The sequence below is a fragment of the Finegoldia sp. BIOML-A2 genome (assembly GCF_009678315.1).
Taxonomy (GTDB): Bacteria; Bacillota; Clostridia; order Tissierellales; family Peptoniphilaceae; genus Finegoldia; species Finegoldia magna.
The window spans coordinates 17,799-34,125 of sequence record NZ_WKZE01000005.1; the positions used below are offsets into that span (position 1 = coordinate 17,799).

Annotated in this window: 15 protein-coding genes; 12 read left to right on the forward strand and 3 right to left on the reverse strand. The window is 38.3% G+C overall.

Annotation, left to right across the window (positions count from 1 at the left end; genetic code table 11):
- Window positions 1-12 precede the first annotated feature (12 nt).
- The 6 genes from GKF99_RS05480 to GKF99_RS05505 all read left to right on the forward strand — a co-directional run bounded on the left by GKF99_RS05480 (window position 13) and on the right by GKF99_RS05505 (window position 5,443).
- Window positions 13-1,395 carry a SpaA isopeptide-forming pilin-related protein gene (locus tag GKF99_RS05480; protein WP_154272823.1) on the forward strand — a complete coding sequence of 461 codons (1,383 nt, stop codon included), beginning with the start codon at window positions 13-15 and terminating at the stop codon, window positions 1,393-1,395.
- A gap of 176 nt (window positions 1,396-1,571) precedes the next feature.
- Window positions 1,572-2,438 carry a class C sortase gene (locus GKF99_RS05485; RefSeq protein ID WP_002840364.1) on the forward strand — a complete coding sequence of 289 codons (867 nt, stop codon included), beginning with the start codon at window positions 1,572-1,574 and terminating at the stop codon, window positions 2,436-2,438.
- Window positions 2,425-3,264 carry a class C sortase gene (locus GKF99_RS05490; RefSeq protein WP_154272824.1) on the forward strand — a complete coding sequence of 280 codons (840 nt, stop codon included), beginning with the start codon at window positions 2,425-2,427 and terminating at the stop codon, window positions 3,262-3,264. The genes GKF99_RS05485 and GKF99_RS05490 overlap by 14 nt, the downstream gene beginning before the upstream one ends.
- Window positions 3,251-4,102, forward strand: a complete 852-nt coding sequence (locus GKF99_RS05495; RefSeq protein ID WP_154272825.1) for a class C sortase — start codon at window positions 3,251-3,253, stop codon at window positions 4,100-4,102. Before GKF99_RS05490 ends, GKF99_RS05495 begins: the two co-directional genes overlap by 14 nt.
- A 103-nt stretch (window positions 4,103-4,205) precedes the next feature.
- Window positions 4,206-4,709: an acetyltransferase gene (locus tag GKF99_RS05500; protein ID WP_154272826.1), complete on the forward strand. Its 504-nt coding sequence runs from the start codon at window positions 4,206-4,208 to the stop codon at window positions 4,707-4,709.
- Window positions 4,709-5,443, forward strand: coding sequence for a carbon-nitrogen hydrolase family protein (locus GKF99_RS05505; protein WP_154272827.1), 735 nt, complete (start codon window positions 4,709-4,711; stop codon window positions 5,441-5,443). Before GKF99_RS05500 ends, GKF99_RS05505 begins: the two co-directional genes overlap by 1 nt.
- Window positions 5,444-6,910: 1,467 nt before the next feature.
- On the opposite strand, the gene GKF99_RS05510 is transcribed toward GKF99_RS05505, so the two are convergent.
- The 3 genes from GKF99_RS05510 to GKF99_RS05520 form a co-directional block, all read right to left on the reverse strand.
- Window positions 6,911-7,153, reverse strand: coding sequence for a type II toxin-antitoxin system Phd/YefM family antitoxin (locus GKF99_RS05510; RefSeq protein WP_094206721.1), 243 nt, complete (start codon window positions 7,151-7,153; stop codon window positions 6,911-6,913).
- A 161-nt stretch (window positions 7,154-7,314) separates the two neighbouring features.
- Window positions 7,315-7,920, reverse strand: coding sequence for a hypothetical protein (locus GKF99_RS05515; protein WP_154272828.1), 606 nt, complete (start codon window positions 7,918-7,920; stop codon window positions 7,315-7,317).
- Window positions 7,921-8,003: 83 nt separating this feature from the next.
- Complete coding sequence (locus GKF99_RS05520) at window positions 8,004-8,930, reverse strand: YdcF family protein (RefSeq protein ID WP_154272829.1); 927 nt, start codon at window positions 8,928-8,930, stop codon at window positions 8,004-8,006.
- 78 nt (window positions 8,931-9,008) lie between these two features.
- Between GKF99_RS05520 and GKF99_RS05525 the strand changes: the two genes are divergently transcribed.
- From GKF99_RS05525 to malQ, 6 genes are all read left to right on the forward strand, one after another.
- The gene (locus GKF99_RS05525; protein ID WP_154272830.1) at window positions 9,009-9,794 is read left to right on the forward strand and encodes a patatin-like phospholipase family protein; all 786 of its coding nucleotides are present in this window, start codon (window positions 9,009-9,011) and stop codon (window positions 9,792-9,794) included.
- A gap of 135 nt (window positions 9,795-9,929) precedes the next feature.
- Window positions 9,930-10,733 (forward strand): patatin-like phospholipase family protein, encoded by an 804-nt coding sequence (locus GKF99_RS05530; protein WP_154272831.1) that lies wholly within the window; start codon window positions 9,930-9,932, stop codon window positions 10,731-10,733.
- Window positions 10,734-10,839: 106 nt separating this feature from the next.
- Window positions 10,840-11,334, forward strand: coding sequence for a hypothetical protein (locus GKF99_RS05535; RefSeq protein WP_094204231.1), 495 nt, complete (start codon window positions 10,840-10,842; stop codon window positions 11,332-11,334).
- Window positions 11,335-11,395: 61 nt separating this feature from the next.
- On the forward strand, window positions 11,396-13,144 hold the full coding sequence (locus tag GKF99_RS05540) for an ABC transporter ATP-binding protein (protein WP_154272832.1): 1,749 nt from the start codon (window positions 11,396-11,398) through the stop codon (window positions 13,142-13,144).
- Window positions 13,122-14,858, forward strand: coding sequence for an ABC transporter ATP-binding protein (locus GKF99_RS05545; RefSeq protein WP_154272833.1), 1,737 nt, complete (start codon window positions 13,122-13,124; stop codon window positions 14,856-14,858). The genes GKF99_RS05540 and GKF99_RS05545 overlap by 23 nt, the downstream gene beginning before the upstream one ends.
- Before the next feature lies 1 nt (window position 14,859).
- Window positions 14,860-16,323, forward strand: coding sequence for a 4-alpha-glucanotransferase (gene malQ / locus GKF99_RS05550; RefSeq protein ID WP_154272873.1), 1,464 nt, complete (start codon window positions 14,860-14,862; stop codon window positions 16,321-16,323).
- The last annotated feature ends 4 nt before the right edge of the window (window positions 16,324-16,327 follow it).

Genomic DNA, 16,327 nt, shown 5'->3' on the forward strand with positions numbered 1-16,327 from the left:
GAAGGTAATAATATGAAGATTTTAAGAAAAATTTTGATGGTTATGATAATGGTGGCGATGATTGCGACTAGCAGTTCATTTGCTGCGGGTGATTATTCGATAACTGTGACGGTTGACAAGAAATACGGAGATGTTACGGGAAAGATGAGTTTGTGGAAGGTGAAGGATGAACAGATTCCCGATTCCGAAAAGGCTACTGAGCTTGGAGATTTGAATAAGTTGTCCGTAGAAAATCTGAATTCTACATACAAGAATGCTACTGAAGTGGAGTTTTCCAATAATGAGGCAGTATTCAAGAATTTGGATAAGGGTGCGTATTATGTGCGTGACACTTCGGGTATTAAACGTGACAAGGATATTGTTCCTGCTTTGATTAACCTTCCAGATGATGTGGAGAATGACAGCAAGAATGTGACTATTCACGCGAAGGAATCTTCTACTAATGTGAGACTTGTGAAGGTGGACGAAAGCGGCAATCCTTTGAAGGGTGCTAAGTTTAAGTTACTTGTGAGACGTGGCAGCGAATACGTTGAGTTGAAGAACAAGGATACTTTGAAAAAAGATGACAAGCTTGAACTATCTCCAGAAGATGAGAACAGATCCAAGGTGCAATCTGAAGAAAACGCAGATGAGTCGAAGGACGAAAATTCCAAGTCTGAAAAAAGGGAAGAAAAATCCAAGGATGAAAAAAAGGAAGAAAAGTCCAGCGAAGAATCTAAGAAAGAGGAAAAATCTGATGAGGGCTTGTATATTTCCAATGAATCTGGTGAGATTATAATCAACGATATTAAGAAGGGCGATTATATTTTCAGAGAGGTGGAAGCACCAGCAGGTTATATGATTAAGAATGTGGACACTAGGTTTACTATTACTGACAAGTCGGTGGAACTTAGGGTTGTAAACAGCAAGACTTCTACTGACAAGGGTAGACATGATTTCATGAAGACTGATGAAGCTAAGAAGCCTTTGGGTGGCGCGATGTTCAAGGTTATGACTAAGAATGCGGATGGAAAGTTTGAGCCTGTGAAGAAGGACGGCAAGGATTATATTGTAACAAGTGCTGACAATGGTAAGTTTGCTGTTGAGGATATGGATTATGGTAAGTATTACTTGGTTGAGATAAAAGCTCCACAAGGTTTCATTTTATTGAGTGAGCCTGTGGAATTTGAAATCAAAAAACAAGCTGATGATAAGACTATTTCCATTGCTTTCATCACTAACAAGAGTGACACTATTACTAGACGAAGAACTCCAGGTGGAGATATTACTCGTCGTATTCCAAAGACTGGGGACATTAGATTTTTCATGAGTATGATTGGCGGTGCGATTATGTTCTTTATTGGTAAGTGGATAATTGCGAAGGACGATAAGTTAATAGGAAAAGATATTAAGTAAGTCGAAAAATAGATTTTAGAATATGTAAAAATAAACCCTCATGCTAGGTGGTCTACGATTTTGTGAGATGTGTTATTGGTGTGAGGGTTTGGTTATGTTCGTTATCAAATATTTTTCGATTTTATTTTTTAAGGTATAATTGACTTAGAAACCGGTATTTGAGAAAGGTAATTGTAATGTGGAAGAAGATTAAGCATAATTTTGTGTTTATTTTAATATTTTTATTGGGATTTGGTGTGATGATGTATCCTGTAATTTCTAGGTTGTATTATAGGGTGGATTCCACTAATCAAGTGAAGGAGTTCGACAAGGCTGTGAAGGGTTTGTCGAAGGAGGAATTGGATAAGAGGTTGGCTTTGGCAAAGGGCTACAATGATTCATTGAATAATGTGGTGAGCAAGGATCCTTATGATAAGAAAAACCAAGAAGAGGGCAGGAAGGCTTATGCGAGAATGCTTGAGGTGAAGGAGAAGATTGGTCACGTTGAGATTCCGAAGATTAATCAGGATTTGCCGATGTATGCTGGTACGAGCGAGGATGTGTTGCAGATTGGGATTGGCCACTTGGAGGGGACTTCTCTTCCTATTGGTGGGAACAATACTCATGCGGTGTTGACTGCTCACAGTGGGCTTCCTACGGCGAAGTTGTTTACTGATTTGAAGATGATGAAGATTGGCGATAAGTTTTATGTGCATAATATTTTCGGTACGTTGGCTTATCAGGTGGATCAGATAAAGATTGTGGAGCCTTCGAATTTCAATGATTTGCTGATTGTGAAGGGTCATGATTATTGTACGTTACTTACTTGTACTCCTATTATGATTAATTCGCACAGGCTTTTGGTTAGAGGTCATAGGGTTCCTTACGTTCCTGCTGTGGATGAGGCGTTGATTGCTGATAATAAGGCAAGTTATATTTACAGGTATTTGTTCTATGTTTCTTTGGTTATTATCGCTATTTTGTTGTATTTGATTTATCGTCAACGTAAGGCGAAGAAGAGATTAAAAGAACTTGATGTAGAGGATAAGCATGAAGAAGTCTAAGTTAAAGGAAAATTTGAAGTATGTGTTGATTTTCTTGATGGGGTTTGCTGTGGCGATGTATCCTTTGATTTCAAGGTTGTACTACAGGATTGAGGCTAATAGTGCGGTGCACGATTTTGATATTACGGCTAAGAAGATTGACAAAAAGGAGATTGACAGGAGGATTAGACTCGCTCAGATTTACAATAAGACTTTGGATCCTAGTAAGCTTGCGGATCCTTATTCTGAGAAGGAAAAGAAGAATGCGATTAGCGAGTATGCTAGGATGCTTGAGGTGAAGGAAAAGATCGGCCACGTTGAGATTCCGAAGATTAATCAGGATTTGCCGATTTACGCTGGTACGAGTGAGGAGGTTTTGCAAAAGGGTGTGGGTCACTTGGAGGGGACTTCCCTTCCTGTTGGTGGCAAAGGGACTCATACTGTGTTGACTGCTCACAGGGGTCTTCCTACTGCGAAGCTGTTTACTGATTTGAATAAGATGAAGAAGGGCGATGTGTTCTACATTCACAATATCAAAGAGGTGTTGGCGTACAAGGTTATCGACGTTTTTGTTGTGGAGCCGAGCGATTTCGACAAGGTTTTGGTTGTGGAGGGCAAGGATTATTGTACGTTATTGACTTGTACTCCGTATATGATTAATTCGCACAGGTTGTTGGTTCGTGCTGAGCGTACTGAATACAATCCTGCTGCTGTGGAGAAGGATTTGGTGAGTCAAGTGACTGGTAAGTACAAGATTTATTTGATTATTTCACTGATTATTATAGCGATTTTATTGTGGTATTACATTAGACAAAGAAGAAGGAAGAAGAATAATGAGATCAAGTAGGAAGTTTGGTTATGTGATTTTGTTTGTGGGGATTGGGTTGTTGACTTTTTGTTTGAGCAATTTGTCGTACAAGATTTTCTCACAAGATAAAAAGATGGATGATTTTTTGAGGACACAAGGTGAGATGTCGACTGAGCTTTCCGAACGAATCGAAAAATACAATTCGAATGTGAATGTGGATGAGACGGGTCTTGTGGATCCTTTTAATTCGGAGGATATTGAGCTTGAGAATAGTAAGGTGATTGATGAGAATGGGATTTTCGGGTATTTGGAGATTCCTAAGATTAATTTCAAGAAGCCTATTTATTTGGGTGCTAGTTACGATCATTTGGCGAAGGGTGTCGGTCAACTTGACGGTACTTCGATTCCTGTGGGTGGTAAGGGCAGGCGTAGTGTGCTTGCGGGCCACAGGGGTTGGTACGGCGATATTATGCTCTTGAAGGTGGGTCAATTGTATTCTAATGATGTGGTGTATGTGCATCATCATGGGAAGACGTTGACTTACAAGGTTGTCGGAAGAGAGTACATCAGTCCGTCAGATTGGGATAGGTTGAAACCTGTGGAAGACAAGGATATGCTAACGATATTGTCGTGTGATCCGATGTATCCTCCATTTACTAGAAGAATTTTGATTAATTGCGTGAGGGTTGATGAGAATTCTGGTAAGACGGGTGCTGATGCTACAAGTAAGAAAAATGCGGCGACAATGAATACTAAGAGCAATTCGTCATCAAAAACCGTTGATTATGTTTTGTTGGCGCTTACAATCGTAGCGTGGATTGTGCTTATTGTGAATATCAGAAAATTCGTGTTGGATATTAGAAGGTATGGGAAATAGGAAAACTGCGGGTGTGAGCTCGCAGTTTTTTGGTTGTGTGAAATGGCAAATGTGTGTGAATTAGGATATAATTGATGTAACGAATGATGAAAAAGAGGGATTTATGAGATATAGATTATATAGTGCAGATGATTACGACAGTTGTTGTGATTTGTTGAGAGATTCTGATATGAAGTACAGTTTTTCTGAGAAGAACGATGCGAAATTGTTTGAGGACATTGTGAAATCAGAGAGTTTCTGTGAGGATTGTACGTTTGTATTGGAAGATGAAGATGTGATTTGTGGGCTTGTGATGTTCACGAAATGTCGTGTGAGGAAGTTCGATGGGTTGTTGTTGTCGATTTTCTACATTGACGATGAGCATTTGAGTGATGATAATGTGGATTTGCTTGTGGGAAATGCTGTGAATGATGTTATGAGTCGTGGTGTGAAATTTGTCTGCGTAATGGGAGAGCCTGATGTGTTCACGAGGTTTGGTTTTACGAGGGCGAGGGACTACGGGATTTTGTGTCCTTTTTATGTTGAGGATGATTATTTCATGGCGAGATGCGAGGAAGGTTTTAAAACTCGTGGTGAGTTGAGTTATGCAAAGGAGTTTTTTGAGTAATGAAGATTAGTTTGTGTGCTGTAGAGCAACGTTTGAATGATAAGGTATTTAATATGAAGCAGATTGAGAAATACGCGAGAGAGGAAGCTTTAAATGGAGCTGACATGTGTGTGTTTGGGGAGAGTTTTCTGCAAGGGTTTGAGTGTTTGAGTTTCGTGTACAAGGATGATGTTGGTGTTCCTGTGACGCAAAATTCGAATGAGATTGCGGAGATTCGTAGGATTGCAAGGGAGAATGAGGTTGCGATTTCGTTCGGATATATTGAGAATGATCATGGTGCGTTTTATTCTTCGCAGATGACTGTGACGAAACGTGGCGAGATTATTAACAATTACAGGAGAATGAGTCCTGGTTGGAAGGAGCCTTCTGCTTGCAGCGATTACAGGGAAGGCGATAAGTTGTATTTGTACAAGATGGATGGAGTGAGTTTTTCGACGTTGATTTGCGGTGATTTCTGGGATGAGGATTTGTATACTTATATTTCTATGATTGACTCTGATATTTTGTTGTGGCCTGTGTTTGTCGATTTTTCGGTGAAGGACTGGTTTAAGAATGAGTTTGTGGACTACAGGAACCAATCGCAGCTTGTGCCAATGCCGGTGTTGTTTGTGAATTCGTTTGTGGATGAGGATGACAGGGCGAAGGGCGGCGCTTATGTGTTTTACCAAGGGAAGGTTGTTGAGGAACTGGAGCCAGGGAAAGAGGGCGTTTTGAGGTATGAGTTTGTAAGGTGAGGTATTAGAGAATTCGTGTGTAGGTAGGTTTTGAGTGAGTGGTAAATTGTTAGATGGGGTTAGAGAGTTCGTGTGAAGGTAGTTTTTAGGTAGAGTTAGAGAATTCGTGTGAAGATAGACAGAGACGGGGTTTTTGATTGCTGGAAATACTTGGTTTCATACCAGAATAAAAGGTTTAACACGCTCCTCTGACTTCCAAAAATTGGAAAACAACAAATCTCGAAATCCTAAAATTTGAAGCACGCTTCGCTTACGCGGTCAAATTTTGGCCGGATTTCTGCGATTGAGTTTTCACAATTTTTTCCAGATGACTCGCTTAGTTAAAGCCTTTTATTCTAAAGGATCATACCTCTGGGGGATTAGGGGGAGAAAGTTGATAATTCAACTCTCAAAATCCTAAATCAGTCCGCTTGCTTGCGCTTGCGCTTCCTGATTTTGACGGATTTTTTCGAATGAATTTTCGTTTGTATGGGGCTGGTGCTTAGGTAGGTAAGGACAGGAGTTATGGTTGCTGGATTGAGAGCAGAGAATTCGTGGCTAGATAGACAGGGGCAGGATTTGGTTGCAGGAGTTACGCAGAGAATTCGTGTGAAGATAGACAGAGACGGGGTTTTTGATTGCAGGAATTAGGTTGTTTCATACCAGAATAAAAGGTTTAACACGCTTCGTCTGGCTTCCAAAAATTGGCAAACAACAAATCTCGAAATCCTAAAATTTGAAGCTCGTGCTTCGCACTCAAGCGGTCAAATTTTGGCCGGATTTCTGCGATTGAGTTTTCACAATTTTTTCCAGATGACTCGCTTAGTTAAAGCCTTTTATTCTAAAGGATCATACCTCTGGGGGATTAAGGGGAGAAAGTTGATAATTCAACTCTCAAAATCCTAAATCAGTCCGCTTGCTTCGCCTTGCTCCCTGATTTTGACGGATTTTTTCGAATGAATTTTCGTTTGTATGGGGACAAGTGTTGACGTAGGTTAGGAATGGGCGTTGTTGCAAGAGTTACGGAGAGAATTCGTGATTAGATAGACAGGGATTGGGGTTTTGGTTGCAAGATATGGTGTGAGAATTCGTGTGTAGAGGTAGATAGGGACAGGTTTTTGTTGAGAGATTTACTCTGTTTCAAACCAGAATAAAAGGTTTAACTTCGCTCCTCTGGCTTCCCAAAATTGGAAAACTCTAATCTCGAAATTCTAAAATTTGAAGCAAGCTTCGCTTACGCGGTCAAATTTTAGCCGGATTTCTGCGATTGAGTTTTCACAATTTTTTCCAGATGACTCGCTTAGTTAAAGCCTTTTATTTTAAAGGATTTTACGGATAAACTTATGGTTTTTGCATGAAATACTCTAAAAATCCTGGATATGAATTTGAAAATTACGATAGGTTTACATATCTCTAAACGAGAAAAAAGCAGATTACTACAATTGTGGTTTTCTGCTTTATATGAATTTATGATATGTTGGCAATTTTTTATTTTGAGAGTTCCTTGTAAGCTTTTTTATTTTGTTTTAAGATTCTTTTTGAGATTTCTGTGATGCATTCATCATCAGCATTTTGTTCTGATTCAAATTCAGTATATTTAATAATTACATATTTAGGATTATTATTTTTTAATATGACAGCAGATCCTTGCTCATCTACTAAACGTGCTACTTTAGAGAAGTTTTGGTTTGCTTCTGTGATTGATACAAGATTTTTTGTATTAATTTTCATGATTATCCCTCCTAATAGAATTATACCGCTATCTAGGATAAATTAAACCTATTTTCGCAAGCTAGATATTCGGTCAATTGTGGTTTTCTGCTTTGCATATTTTGAAGAGGTTTTTATTCTCAAAAAAAAGAAGCTGTTTTGCAGCTTCTTTCCTAATTCTATTAAAATTTGTCTACTAGATTTTCTAATGTTTCGAGTTTGATTTGTGGATTCCATTCTGATCCGCTATCTTCTAGTTGTTTGATGTATGCTTGTTTGTCTTCTTTGTAGTAGTCGATTGTGTTTTTCAATGTTTTGACTGCCATTTTGAAGTTTTCTGTGTCTTTTACTTCTGAGACTTTTTTGATGAAGTATTGTTGTGATTGTTCTGGTTTTGTTTCTAGGAATTCGCATCTATTAACTATTTCTGTGAATAGTCTGTCCATTTTAAGTGATGCGCCTGCTGTTCCTACTTCGTATTTTTCTAATCTTTCGACGAATTCATCTATTGTTGCTTTTTCATCATCTGTAAGTTGTTGGTCGTCTTTTTGTGTATCTTCTTTTTTGTCTGTGTTTTCTTTTTTATCTTCTTTATCTTCTTTTTGTTCTGTTTTATCAGTGTCTTCTTTTTTGTTTTCTTGTGTGTCGGCCGCTGTATCTTTTTTGCTGTCTTCAGCTGTTGATGTTGTTGTATCAGGTTTAGTTAATGATTGTTCGCTGCTGCAGCTTGATAGCGATACTGAAGCGATTAATGCAAGTAATAATCCAAATTTTTTAATGTTTTTCATAAAATCCTCCTCCGATTTCTTTATATATATTATACCACTATTTTGATTTTCCAATCAGGACAATGTCTACAATATAGCTACGATTATACTAAGATGCCTATTATTATGGTGATGATGAGAAGCATTATGATGTGAAGTACGATGTCTAGGTAGACTGCAGCTAATAATTCTATGAGGTATGTCGAGATTTTGGAGTTGAGGTTAGATTCTGCTGGTATTACTGTCCAATTGACTTTCATTTTGTTGCAGATGAGTTTGGTTCTGAATGCGTGGAAGTTGTTAGTGATGACGCAGACTTTTTTTCTGTCGCACTCTGCATCTTGCTGTTGTATGAGTGTTTTTACGTATTCTATGTTTTGCATTGTGTTCATGGCAAGTTTTTCCAATAAAATATCTGTGTCCTGGATGTTGTTTTGGACGGCGAAGTTTTTCATGGCTACTGATTCTTCGATGTCTCCGTTGGATTTGCCACCGGAAAATATCATTATGCTTTTATTGGTTCTGTAATATGCGAATGATGTGAGCATTCTTTGTTTGATGAGTTCGGACAGTTCGATTCCTTTCATGGATCCACCGAGGACTACGATGTAGTCGAAATCCGTGTCGATTTTTTGGTATTTGATTATGAGGTTTCCAAGTAAATGCGACAATACCATCAAGCTTAGATACAAATTCATTCCTATTATGTATTTGTAAAGGTCAAATATTTTGAACAGGTTTATTGCTATCATTGCGATGTATAGTAAACTTGCCGATAAGTGAAGTGCGATGTTGGCTTTGACTTTTGCTTTTTGGTAGAGTCTGTATGATATTATCGCAAGGATAAATAAATTTGTGATTACATTGATCGCTATGATTATGTTCAAGATTATGTTTGAACGTGGCGCAAATATTAGTCCGATGGCACTAATTGCGAACAAAACGATGCTTGTTGCTGTGAACATACTTATGAAGTTGTCTGCGGCTGCGATTATTAGAAGTATCGCAGATATGAGTAAAAGTGTGTACATTTTGTGTCCTTTCACGAAAAATTATATCACACATTGTGGGGTGGTTGATGATATAATCATATTAAGAAGGGGGTTTTTATGAGAGGTTTAGTGTTGGAAGGCGGCGGAGCGAGGGGCTGCTATCAGATTGGCGCTTACAAGGCGTTGGTGGAAATGGGAATTGACTTTGATTATGTTGTTGGAACTTCGATTGGAGCTATCAATGCGGCTATGATTTGTCAGGGAGATTGGGAGATTGCGTATAAATTGTGGGAGAATTTGACTTACGATGATGTGATTAGCCTAAAGGACAATGATGTCAATTCTATTATGGAACAGAGTTTAAGTTTGGATAATGCGAAGGATAAGCTTGGGTTGGCGAAGGATTTTATCGATAACAAGGGTTTCAGTGTGGAGCCTTTGAATGAGTTATTGAGCGAATATATTGATGAGAAAAGAGTCCGTGAATCTAAGATGAAGCTTGGGCTTAATACTGTTGATGTGGAACAAAGGAAGGTTTTGAATTTGTTTATTGAGGATATTCCACAAGGTCATTTGCGAGATTATTTGCGTGCGAGTTCCAATTTGTTGGTGTTTAAGCAAGAGAAATTGGACGGTAAGAGGTTGATTGACGGCGGATATATGGAGAATAATCCGTACAAGATGGTGGATGATGTGTGCGATGAGATTGTTCTTGTATCGTTGAAGCCGTATTTGTTGACGAATAAGTTGAAGAAAAATCCAAAATACACGATTATTAAAACGTGGGACAGGGATTTTCCTAAGGTTATGGAGTTTGAGAAGGAAAAGATGAGATATGGTTTGAAGCTTGGATATGATGATACGATGAAGGTGTACGAGGATTTGAAAAAAGAAAATTTGTAGAATTATTGGAAAATATGATAAAATTTGAAAATTTTGTTGGGAAAAATTTTTGTTAGTTGTATAATATTTAATATAGAGAATTTTTGAAAGAAGGAGGTCTGAATAATGAGCATTAAAATTAATAAGGGGGGTTTTATGAGAGGTTTAGTATTGGAAGGCGGCGGAGCGAGGGGCTGCTATCAGATTGGCGCTTACAAGGCGTTGGTGGAAATGGGAATTGACTTTGATTATGTTGTGGGGACTTCGATTGGAGCTATCAATGCGGCTATGATTTGCCAGGGCGATTGGGAGATTGCGTATAAATTGTGGGAGAATTTGACTTATGATGATGTGATTAGCCTAAAGGACAATGATGTCAATTCTATTATGGAACAGAGTTTAAGTTTGGATAATGCTAAGGATAAGCTAGGCTTGGTGAAGGATTTTATCGATAACAAGGGTTTCAGCGATAACAAGGGTTTCAGCGTGGAGCCTTTGAATGAGTTGTTGAGCGAATATATTGATGAGAAGAGAGTTCGTGAATCTAAGATGAAGCTTGGGCTTAATACTGTTGATGTGGAACAAAGAAGGGTTTTGAATTTGTTTATTGAGGATATTCCAAAAGGTCACTTGCGAGATTATCTACGTGCGAGTTCCAATTTGTTGGTGTTTAAGCAGGAAAAATTGGACGGTAAGAGGTTGATTGATGGTGGATATATGGAGAATAATCCGTACAAGATGATTGATGATGTGTGCGATGAGATTGTTATTGTGTCGTTGAAGCCGCATTTGTTGACTAGTAAGTTGAAGACAAATCCAAAATACACGATTATTAAAACGTGGGACAGGGACTTCCCAAAAATTTTGGAGTTTGAAAAGGAAAAGATGCGATACGGTTTGAAGCTTGGATATGATGATACGATGAAGGTGTATGCGGATTTGAAAAAAGAAAATTTGTAGAATTATTGGAAAATATGTTGAAATTTTGAAAATTTTGTTGGAAAAAGTTTTTGTTAGTTGTATAATATTTAATATAGAGAATTTTTGAAAGAAGGAGGTCTGAATAATGAGCATTAAAATTAATAATGAAGTAGTTGAAATGATGCTATATTTCTGGCAATCAGCGTCAGAAGGTCAAAAGGTTGCTGAATCTTTTATCATTGATGTAGCTAATAGAGATGAAATGAAGTTAATATACAATGACAAATTTGATGAGGAAGCTGTAAGAAGAGTTTTATCATCTATTACAAACAAAGAGCTTTTGAATGGTGGAAGTCCTGAAGAAAAAAGATTCTGGAACAACAACATGTGGATGATGGAAGATATGGGTGTGGTTGAAGCCATGGTTGACCCTATCAAACATCTAAACCTTGATGATGTTGAAACAGACAAGAAGGAATTGATTTTCGTTCCGGGTCATATCGAAGAACACTATGATTTGGGAGACAAATTAGTTGTGAACTTCTTCAAGGTATCTGTGGATATTTTTGGTGGCACAGGTGCTGTTACTATGGACGGAGAAGATTTCAGAGAACACATCATTAAATTATTGCAAAAATAGAATTTGCTATTTAGGGCTCTTTATGAGCCCTATTTTTTATTGCAAAAGTAAAGGAGTAAGTATGTTAAAAAGGTATAAGTGGTTTATTGATTACTACAAGAAAAGCTACATAATCGCAATTATCGCACTTATTTTTGATTATGCTTTCAAGTTGATTTTGCCTTACATGATTGGTAATGTGGCGGACAATATTTTCAACAAGAATGTGACAGCTGAAAATTTGAAGATTAATTTGGGAATTTGCTTGGTTGCAAGTGTGTTGTGTTATGTGGTTAGCGTTGTGTGGAATTTGAATGTGTTTAAGGGCGATGACACGATTAGGTATTTGGTGACGACTAGGTTGTACGACAAATATTTGAAGCAATCGCCGGAGTTTTTCGAGAAGAATTCCACGGGGTCTTTGATGGGGAAGGCTACAAATGATCCGTACGCTTTGGGAGATTTTGCGGGATACGGTCTGATGAGTTTATTCGATTCGACTTTTTATCCTATTTTAATAGTTATCGTGATGATTGTGACGACAGATTTCAGGTTGACTTTGTTAAGTGTGCTTCCACTTCCGATTTTGGTTGTGGTGAGCAATAAAATTGGCAACAAATTGAATACGACTTTTGATGAGTCGCAAAAATCGTTTGATAAGATGAACGATCAGACTTTGGAAACTGTAAGTGGTGTGCGTGTGGTTCGTGCGAATAATTTGAAGGATTTTCAAAGGAAGAAGTTTCAAGACAGAGCGGATGATTTGTACGAAAAAAACATGGCGACTGCAAAGTTAATCGCATGGTATGGCCCAATCCAAAAGCCTATAGAGGTTATGACTTATGTGTTGGCGATTTCTTACGGAACTTATTTGATACGAACTGGAAGCATTACTGTGGGAAGACTGATGAGTTTTATGTTTTATTTGAATTTGTTGATTTGGCCGATGATTGGCATGGGCGATTTCATCAGCGTGAAGAAGCAAGCCGATGCGAGCATGGATAGGATTCAAGAGGTGTGGGATTACAAGGAAGACATTGTGAATAAACCTGATGCTGTTGATTTGAAGGAAAATCCTACGATTGAGTTTAGGAATTTGTCATTCAAGTATCCGAGTTCGAAGGAGAATGTTCTCAGTGATATCAATTTCTTAATTACACCTGGAAAGACTTTGGGTGTTTTAGGGAAAACTGGAAGCGGCAAGACTACTTTGTTGAAGCAATTTCTTAGATTTTACGATGTGGAAGATGGAGAAATACTTCTGAATGACAAAAACTTGACCGATTATACTATCGAATCAGTCAGAGAAAGAATGGGATATGTTCCACAAAACCATATGATTTTTTCGAAGACTATTGGCGAAAATATCAAGCTTACAAACAAGGATGCAACTGATGAAGAATTGATGGAAGCTATACGAATGAGCGATTTTGAGAAGGATTTGGATAAGCTTGTGAATGGAACGGATACGTTGTGTGGAGAAAAGGGGATTAGTTTGTCGGGCGGTCAGAAACAAAGGATTGCGTTGTCGAGAGCTTTGATAAAGAATCCGGATATTTTGATTATGGACGACTGCATGAGTGCTGTGGATGGAACAACGGAGAAGAATATTTTGGATAATTTCAGAAAAATTCGCTCCGGCAAGACGAATATCATCGCAACTCATAGGATTAGCCAGGTGAAGGATGCAGACGAGATTATCGTTCTTGAAAACGGCAGAATAGTGGAAAGAGGTAATCACGACTCTTTGATGAAACAAGATGGTTGGTACAAGGAGCAATATTTGAGACAGACAGTGGAGAGTGCTTATGAGAAAGAGTGTGACGAATAGAATTATAAAATACTCCCTAAACGAGAAGAAAAACTTGACGATAGGGATGGTGTTTACGGTGTTGATGACTGTGTTCGAGATTATCGGGCCGATTATATTGGCGTATATCATCAACAATTTACTTACAGGAGAAAAACTTGTATACAATATTAGAAAATTAGCGTTGGTGTTGTGCTTGTATGCGGTGGTTTTCTTCGTGGATTCACTGTGGAAATACAATTCTACGGTGTATTTGGAGAAAACTGCGAACAAAATCGCACGCAGAATGCAGATGGATGTGTACGATCACATTCAAAAAATGCCGATATCTTTTTACGATAATTTGCCGGCGGGAAAAGTTGTCAGCAGAATTACAAACGACACGAAAACTGTGAAGAGTTTCTATCAAATGGTGTTGGCACAGCTTATGGTAAGCGTAATCGTGAGTATATTCATGATTGCGATGGTGCTTATAACTGACACGAAAATCGGGATTATTGTGTGCCTATTTTTCCCAATTATGTTCTATATTTTTAAGAAATTTTTGCAAAAATCACGCTTTGCATTTACAAATATGAGAAAATACATCAGCGAAGAGAATGCGAAAATCAACGAGACTATCAATAATATCGAGATAATCAAGGCGTATAATTTGGAAGAAGATTTTAGCAAGGATTATGAAACTTCTGCGAAAAATGTCTACGATTACGGGTATATGGTGACCAGGGCTTATGGTACGATGAGCTACAATGTGTCGCAGCTTCTCAGAAATTTTGCGACGATTACGATACTTGGAATTTACGCGTACAATGTTTTGACTGGAAATACTGATGTAAAATTGGGGAGCATGTATTTGACGATGGAATACACTTCGAGGACTTTCTTGTACATCAGTAACTGCGTGGAAAGAATGGGCTCGTTGGAGCAATCGTTCAGTGCAGCAGAGCATGTTTTTGAATTGTTGGATACTGAGGTCGAGGAGTTTCCAGAAAGAGAAATTGGCGACATCAAGGGTGATGTTAAGTTTGAAAATGTGGATTTCTCGTATATTGAAAACGAACCTGTGCTTAAAGATTTGTCGCTTGATATAAAAAGCGGAGAAAGTGTTGCATTTGTAGGGTTTACTGGAAGTGGCAAGACTACAATAATCAATTTGCTTTTAGGATTTTATAAGCCTCAAAAAGGAGTAATCAAAATCGACAGCAAGAACTTCAACGACTACAGCGTGGATTCTATAAGGAAGAATATTTCCTTGGTGCCACAAGATCCTGTGCTTTTTATGGGAGATGTTAGGAGTAACATCAGGCTCGACAAGGATTTTACAGATGAAGAAGTCGAGAATGCGTTGAGAGATATCGGTGCGGACAGGTTGATAGATTTCAGAAATGGTCTTGATGAAGAAGTCAAGGACAATGGTGCAAGTTTCTCTGCAGGAGAAAAACAACTTATTGCATTTGCGAGAAGTTACATTACCAATCCGAAGATTTTGATTTTGGACGAGGCGACTGCAAACATCGACACGCAAACGGAATCTGTGATTCAATACGCAATCGATAAATTGAAACAAAACAGGACTACATTTATAATTGCACACAGATTGTCTACGATTAAAAACGTGGATTGCATTTACGTGTTGGACAAGGGCGTTATTGTGGAAAAAGGTACGCACGAAGAATTGTTGGCAAATGGCAAGATTTACACGAGAATGTATCGTGAACAAAACAAGAAGGGCTAATATGAGTGGTAATAGAAAAGCAGGGATTTTGTGTCCTGTGTTCAGTTTAAGTTCAAAATATGGAATAGGAAGTTTTGGAGAGAGTGCGTATGAGTTTGTGAGGTTTTTGAAGAAATCAAAGCAAACTTACTGGCAAATATTGCCACTTGTTCCGATTAGTTCTGATGGCAACAGTCCGTATTTGTCGCCATCAACTTTTGCTGGAAACTACATGTACATCGACATCGACAAGTTGATTGAGGATGGTTTGCTGACGAAGAGTGATGTTCGTGGCTACAAATTCGAAGATGATTTTGTGGATTACGATTATGTGGCAAAATCAAAGGATGAGATTTTACGAAAGGCTTTTGAGAACAACCAGATTTTGAAGATAATCGACACAGAAAATTTTAGTGAGCGTGAACTTGTTCGTGGATTTTGTTTGTTTCAGGCTTTGAAAAAGCATTTTAATGGCAAATCTTGGTTGGAATTTCCGTATGAAATAAAATACCGCAAGAAGAAAAGCGTCGATTATTACGAAAATTTGTTAGCTTCTGAGATTGAATACAATATGTTCGTACAATGTTTGTTTTACAAGCAGTATTTCGAATTGAAAAATTACGCGAATGATTTGGGGATAAAAATATTTGGAGATTTACCGATTTATGTGTCGAAGGAAAGCAGTGATATGTGGCAAAATCCCGATATGTTTGTGGTGAACGAGGATTTGTCACCGAAGCTGGCTGCAGGTGTTCCTCCGGACAGATTTTCTGAAACTGGGCAATATTGGGGTAATCCTGTGTATGATTGGGATTGTTGTGAGAAAACTGGTTTTGACTGGTGGTTAAAAAGGTTGAAGCACAATTTGAAAATGTACGATGTGCTTCGCTTGGATCATTTTAGAGGATTTGAAGCTTTTTGGGCGATTGATGCATCGGAAAATACTGCTGAAAACGGACACTGGATTAAGGCAAAGGGCGAGGAGTTTTTCGAGATTTTGAAAAAAGAAAACTTGATTGACAGGATTGTTGCCGAGGATTTGGGTTTGATTACTGATGATGTTATAGATTTGCGCGACAGATTTGGTTTCAAAGGCATGAAGGTGATGCAGTTTGCGTTTGATGTGAACGAGGAATCGGATTATTTGCCTCACAACGTGGGAGAAAATTGTGTTTACTACACTGGAACTCACGACAATCAAACGTTAAATGGATTTGTTACAAGCAGGTCTTCAGAAGAGCTTGAATACATTAAAAATTATGTGAACTCAGTTGATGTGGAAATGGCTATGATAAAAGTTGCGTACATGACGAGTGCTAGTCTGTGTATGTGTCAGATGCAGGATTTCTTGGGTTTGGATGATGATTACAGGACGAACACGCCTAATACGTTGGGTAATTGGACGTGGAGAATGAAAAAAGATTGGCTTACGGATGAGCTTGAATGTAAAATTTCTTCGATTGTGAAACTCTACAACAGGGATTAGTTGA